The sequence below is a fragment of the Streptomyces sp. H39-C1 genome, assembly GCF_027158125.1.
GTDB lineage: Bacteria > Actinomycetota > Actinomycetes > Streptomycetales > Streptomycetaceae > Actinacidiphila > Actinacidiphila fildesensis.
Window position 1 is genome coordinate 1 of the sequence record NZ_JAPVLS010000190.1, and the last position, 5,565, is coordinate 5,565.

Sequence of the window (5,565 nt, forward strand, 5' to 3'; positions counted from 1 at the left end):
CAAGGATCATGGGACGTAGACACTCACATGATCGCTGGCAACCGCGCCTGCCGCATGTTGCCACCTACCCCACCAGCAAGGCCAGTTGGGGCGAACCCGCTCAAGTCGACTTCACGCCGAGGCCCTGAGGTTCCTCGACGCCCGCAACGCCCTGCAGGAAGCCGGCTTCAACTCCCTGCCCGGCGGGGCCTTCGCCACCCCATTGCGTGGGGCGCAGGCAGTCCGCGATACAGCCAGCGCCTTGGTGCACCGGGCCCACGACCACGGTGTGAGCATCACCACCAGCAGCCGCCCCTACCTCGGCGACACCGGCCAGGACATCGCCGCACGGCTGCCCGGCGCCTGGACCGCTACGGTGGAGACCTACCCCCGCCGACACTGGCAGGAGGACATCGTCGGCTCGCTGTGGGACAGCGGCGACCTCTTCCAGGCCATGGTCCACGACCACGTTCGGTGCGCAATCGTGCTGGAGAACCCAGCCGGCACCGCGTTGCTCCTGATCGAGCGTCCCGGGCACGCCAGCGGCTATCTCCTGGGCGCCTTCGCCACCGAGGAGTACGACGACAACTGGGATGACCCGCACGCGCCCCGCAGCATCGTGCTGCCCGCCGAGGCGGAGCTCGCCGCGCAGGCCGTCGCCCACACCTTCCTGCCCGATTACCGCAGCGCCCTGCACCACCGGCGGCTCGACACCGTCATGGCCGCGCTGAACCGGATCCGCCCGGACCACGAGACCCTGCAGGCGATTGCAGAGTCCGGCCGGTACAGCGACGGCATGCCGTTCGACAACCCGCGGTTGCTGAAAGAGATGGAGCGATCGTACGCCGACCGCGGCTGGCGCTCTTTCCAAGATGTCCTGCAGCACGCGCCTCTCCTGCTCAGCCGCTGCCGGCCCTCCGCGAGTGCCTGGCCGCAGGACGCTGCCGCGCTGGCCCGGCTGCGCGACGCGCTCGCCAGCAGCCAGGATGCCTGGGCCGAATTCCAGGACCTGCGCGCGGAGTTGTACTCCATTCCCGCGACGTTGTCGGCCCCGGAGTGGAGCCAGGTACGCAGCCAGCTCGGGGCCACCGTCCTGCCGCAGATCGCGACCTGGCTCGCCGACGGCGAAGCGTTCGAGCGCCAGGCCCGCGCCGCTGTCCCCGGTGGACAGGTGGCGCTGTCCGCGCCCACCCCGCGTCTGCTCACCACCCGCCCGCCCCAGCCCGCCACTCCCCGGCCGGCGAACGCGCACCGCTGACACCCCCAAAGAAGAGGTTTCCCCCTGCCTGACCATTTCCGTTTCGGCACACACCCCGACCTGGGCTTCGTCGCCGCCGCGACGCCGCAGATATCCCCGCATCTGGCCGAGTGGTTTCTGACCCGCGAGCAGTTCGAACCCGTACCCGCCCGTCCCGGGCTGTATCGACTCAGCGAACCCGAGCGTGACGGCCACCGCCGCACACGCCAGGCGGTAACCGACCTGCGCCGTCACGGATATGCCGTGCACGCCGACATCGTCCTCGACCCCGCGCTCTCCCCTGGCCTAGCTGATCCGGTGCTGCCGCACGGGCTACTGGAGCGCCGCAGCCGCCTCGCCCAAGCTGCTGCCGGCCGAACGACACAACGCGCAAAGCCGCCGACCGCATCGTCGCCTTCGACCCGGCCTATCCCACCCAAGCCCTCCTACGCGCCGACCGTCCACCTGACGTCCTCGGGCGGTGCGCGATCCCGATGACGAGTCCCAGCAACCCGACCCCCGAAAGCCCCCGGCCGCTGGTGCCCGAACTGGCGCACCAGGCGCGTGACTTCCGGCTACGGATGTCGGTCATCAACGCCGAGGCCGATACCGCGCTCGACCTGACACGCGACCGCTACGGGCACACCGTTCACCCCGAAGCCGCGGCGGCTGCCTGGACCCGTCGCGACCGGGCAGCCGTCGAGGCGTACGTCACGCACCTCGCCCCGCACACGGATCCCTTGCTCGACGCCGCCCGCCTGTCGCTCGACGCGCTGCCGCCCGCCCGGCACCTCAGTGGGTGGCGGACCGTGCTGGATGACCTCGCCGCCTCCGCCCGTGAGGTCCGTCGGGCGCTCGACCGGCCCGCTGTTGCCGGCTCGGCAGCCGAACGCGCGCAGCATGCGGCCCTGTGGCCTCACCTCGCCGCCTGGGCGGAATACGGCTTCATCGCCAGCGACCTCGCCGACCAGGAACACCGCCAGCACCACCAGGCGCCGCTGACCGACGAAGAGCAGCAGGTGTGGACCGAGCGGGCCCAGGCCGCACAAAGGCGAGGTGAGCTGGAGCTCACCGAGTCGTGGTACGCCGCTGACGGCCAGCCGATCACCCTCGCCCATCTGATCGAGGGCGACGACTCGACCGTGATCGCGCTGCGAGGAGACCCGGACGCACCGGGCTGGCAGGTGATCGGGCACTACGCCCACGAATACGAGGCCGGGCAGGCACTGCCCGCCGCGGTCCCGCCCGGCGTGCTGCGGGCGGACGCCTCCCGGTTCAACCGACCCGCACCTGACCCCGAGGTGCCGCTGCATGAACTCATCCGGGACGTCGTCGAAGCCCAGCACGCCGGTGACGCATCCAACGCCCTGCTCACCGCGACCCAGCGCGGGCACGGCGCGGGCCCGATGGTCCAGCTCCAGGAGCTCGTGGAGACCGCCGGCCAGTTCGCCAGCGCGCTGGAGACCGTGCAGGGCCGACAGATCGCTGCCCGCCTGTCAGCACTGGGCCGGCAGATCAACTTCCTCACCCGCGAAGTACACGAGGCGGCCGAGGACCTCGGCGCGACCGTCTCCGTCCTGCCGCCGCACCGCACCCCCGTGCTGCGAGCCCGTCCGCGCCCCGCCGTGGACACCACACCACCCGCGGCGCCGCCTCGCACCACCACCGCCCGCCACCGGTAGGCGCCGCACCCGACGAGAAAGCACCCGTTGTCCCTGACCGCACCCCCGGCACCGCGCATCAGCTACGGCGCGGTGCTGGGCACCCCCTACGTCGCCCGACTGCTCGGCGGCACGCTCGCCGGCCGCCTGCCCAACGCTATGGCGCCCGTCGCCATCGTGCTGTGGGCCACCGCTACCGGCGGCAGTATCGCTTTCGGCGGGCTGCTCAGCGCCCTGTACGGCTTGGCGTCGTCGCTGGCCCAGCCGGTCATGGGGCGTCTGATGGACCGCTACGGGCAGACCAGCGTGCACCTCCCAGCCGCTGTGCTGAACTCCGTACTGCTGGCCGTCCTGCCAGTGGCCGGACCCTACGGTGGCCCGACCACCGCCACGGTGATCGTGCTCGCCGCGGGCCTGACGACGCCGGCCCTGGAGGTCGGGCTGCGGGCTCTGTGGCCCACCGTGCTGCCCAACCCCCGGCTGCGGCACGCCGCGCTCGCCCTCGACACCGGCATGCAGGGCCTGCTGTACGTCCTCGGCCCACTACTCGTCGCCGCGCTCGCCTTCTCGTACAACCCGCCCCTGGCGCTCGCCGTCACCGCCGCTCTCGGTCTCGCGGGCACCGTCACCGTCGCCTGTGCGCCGCCCTCTCGGAGCTGGCGTCCTCCACAGTCTGCGGACTCGGACACCAAGCGAGGGCGCCGCTTGCTCTGTCGGGGCCTGGTGCGGCTGTTCGTCTCCCTCACCGGGGTGGGGTTCGCGGTCGGGGCCATGAACGTGTGGTCGATCGCCATGGCTGAGCAGCACGGCCAGGACCTGCTCTCCGGGGTCATCCCCGCCGCGTTCTCGATGGGCAGTTTCGTCGGCGGCCTCCTCTACGGACGCCGCACCTGGTCGGGCACCACCACCGGGCGACTGATCGCTGCCCCAGCCGGGTTCCTGGTCGGGTGGTTGCCACTCCTTACCCTCTTGAGCCCGTGCGCGGCCACCGCCGCGGTCGTCGTGCCCGGCGCGTTCCTCACCGTCGTGGTCGCCTGCGCCTTCGTAACCGCGGACGTCCTCGCTCCGGCAGGCCGTACCAGTGAGGCATACGCGTGGCTGATCCTGTCGATCGGCGCCGGGCAGTCCACCGGCACCGCCCTCGCCGGGCACCTCGCCGAGCACCCCCTCGCCAGCGCCGCCCTCCCCGCCGCCGGCGCCGCCTTCGCCCTAACTGCCCTCATGGCCGGTCGGGGTCACTTTTCCGGCTCGGGTCCGACGCTGCAGCCCGCCCGCTGACCGGCACAACGCACTTGAACCACCAGCCCATCCATCACGCACCGTTTTGAGGAGATTCGTAAATGTCTGTCCGTTTGCAGTGGACTGTCGAGCACTCGTGCTCCCACGAGGTCGTCCATGACCTGTCCAGTCGTCCCGCCGACAAGCGCGCCGGCTTCGCCCGCTGGCTCGCCGGTCGCGACTGCACCGATTGCTGGAAGGCGTCTCGCGATGCCGATACAGAGTCCAAGGAGGAGTGGCTCGCCGCCAAGCGTGCCGAGGAGCAGCAGGCTGCCGCCGCGTGGGCGAAGAGGTTCGACATGCCGCAGTTGGAGGGGCCGGACAGGGCGCTGGCGTGGGGTGAGCGCTCCCGCCATCACCTGATGACCTCTGCGCACACCGTGCTGGTCGTCGAGGGGTCCTGGGACGAGGCGGACTGGGCGGAGTTGGAGGAGAAGGCCCGCTCGATAGCCCGTGCCGGGTGGTGGATCGATCAGCGGGACGCGGACGGCACTGACCTGCTCGAACTCCTCGACGCTGCAGGTACGGACGACCGCGGCACGGAGAACCCGTTCCGCTGACAGGCGCGGAACATAGCCGGGCATCGCCGGTTAGCCAAACCGGCGTTCCTGCGGACCATTGATCCTCCCGCCGTTACGACTTCGTGTGGAAGGAACTGCATGATCCCGCCGTCCTGGACGCCGCCGCCCACCCCAGCCTTCGTGCCGACCCGCGACCCCTTCACCCCCGGGCGGGACATCACTCACGCCCACTTCCAGGCCGGCGATCAGATCGTCGTCATCAAGGGGGTCGCTGCAGGAGAGCTGTGGGGGGACACCATGCGCGTGGTCGCCCCGTCCTGGCACGCCCCGACCGATGAGGACGGCTGGCGGCTGCGCAATCCCCAGGGCGGCGAGCAGACCTTCCTCACCGCCCACCCCCGCTACCTCGTGCACCTGTCGCGGCGCTGCCCCGACTGCCTGATCCACCTGCGGGCCATGGAGGACTACCTGCTGCCCAAGTTCACCGACCCCAACACCCTCGCCAACTGCGGCTGGTACACCATCACTGCCCTCGGCCAGCTCGTGCACATCGCCGACATCCAGAGCGGCCGATGACCCTCCCCATCCAACGCCCGGACAGCGCCCTCGGAGGCACATCGAGGTGATCCCCCACATCAACGAGCGCACCCATACTCCGCACGATCCGCTCAGTGAGGCGCTGGGGCGCCCGGTGTCACCGGACGACGGGCTGACCGAGTACACCGTCGTCGCCCATTGGCCGGGCCTGGACTCCTACACCCTGTGTTGCCCGACGCTGAAAATGCCGACGAAGGCGGCGTTCACGGTGCCGACGAACCAGGACGGCGACGCCCCGCTGGGGCGGTCCCAGCGGGGCGGTCGTCGGTGAGGTGTCGTTTTCGTCGGCAAG

General features: G+C 71.0%; 6 protein-coding genes. All 6 read left to right on the plus strand.

The genetic code is table 11. The features are described from left to right. Positions 1-268 precede the first annotated feature (268 nt). Complete coding sequence (locus tag O3W51_RS47025) at positions 269-1,237, plus strand: hypothetical protein (protein ID WP_269290152.1); 969 nt, start codon at positions 269-271, stop codon at positions 1,235-1,237. Between the two features lie 473 nt (positions 1,238-1,710). Next, positions 1,711-2,898 (plus strand): hypothetical protein, encoded by a 1,188-nt coding sequence (locus O3W51_RS47035; RefSeq protein WP_269290153.1) that lies wholly within the window; start codon positions 1,711-1,713, stop codon positions 2,896-2,898. Positions 2,899-2,925: 27 nt separating this feature from the next. Next, positions 2,926-4,155 (plus strand): MFS transporter, encoded by a 1,230-nt coding sequence (locus tag O3W51_RS47040; protein WP_269290155.1) that lies wholly within the window; start codon positions 2,926-2,928, stop codon positions 4,153-4,155. Positions 4,156-4,217: 62 nt separating this feature from the next. Next, positions 4,218-4,715: a hypothetical protein gene (locus O3W51_RS47045; RefSeq protein WP_269290157.1), complete on the plus strand. Its 498-nt coding sequence runs from the start codon at positions 4,218-4,220 to the stop codon at positions 4,713-4,715. Positions 4,716-4,814: 99 nt separating this feature from the next. Beyond that, on the plus strand, positions 4,815-5,252 hold the full coding sequence (locus tag O3W51_RS47050; RefSeq protein ID WP_269290159.1) for a hypothetical protein: 438 nt from the start codon (positions 4,815-4,817) through the stop codon (positions 5,250-5,252). A gap of 46 nt (positions 5,253-5,298) precedes the next feature. Next, complete coding sequence (locus O3W51_RS48700) at positions 5,299-5,544, plus strand: hypothetical protein (RefSeq protein ID WP_331284168.1); 246 nt, start codon at positions 5,299-5,301, stop codon at positions 5,542-5,544. Positions 5,545-5,565 lie beyond the last annotated feature (21 nt).

Coding starts and splice junctions, on each gene's coding strand:
- O3W51_RS47035 (WP_269290153.1), top strand. CDS start 1,711: ATGACGAGTCCCAGCAACCCGACCCCCGAAAGCCCCCGGCCGCTGGTG.
- O3W51_RS47045 (WP_269290157.1), top strand. CDS start 4,218: ATGTCTGTCCGTTTGCAGTGGACTGTCGAGCACTCGTGCTCCCACGAG.
- O3W51_RS47050 (WP_269290159.1), top strand. CDS start 4,815: ATGATCCCGCCGTCCTGGACGCCGCCGCCCACCCCAGCCTTCGTGCCG.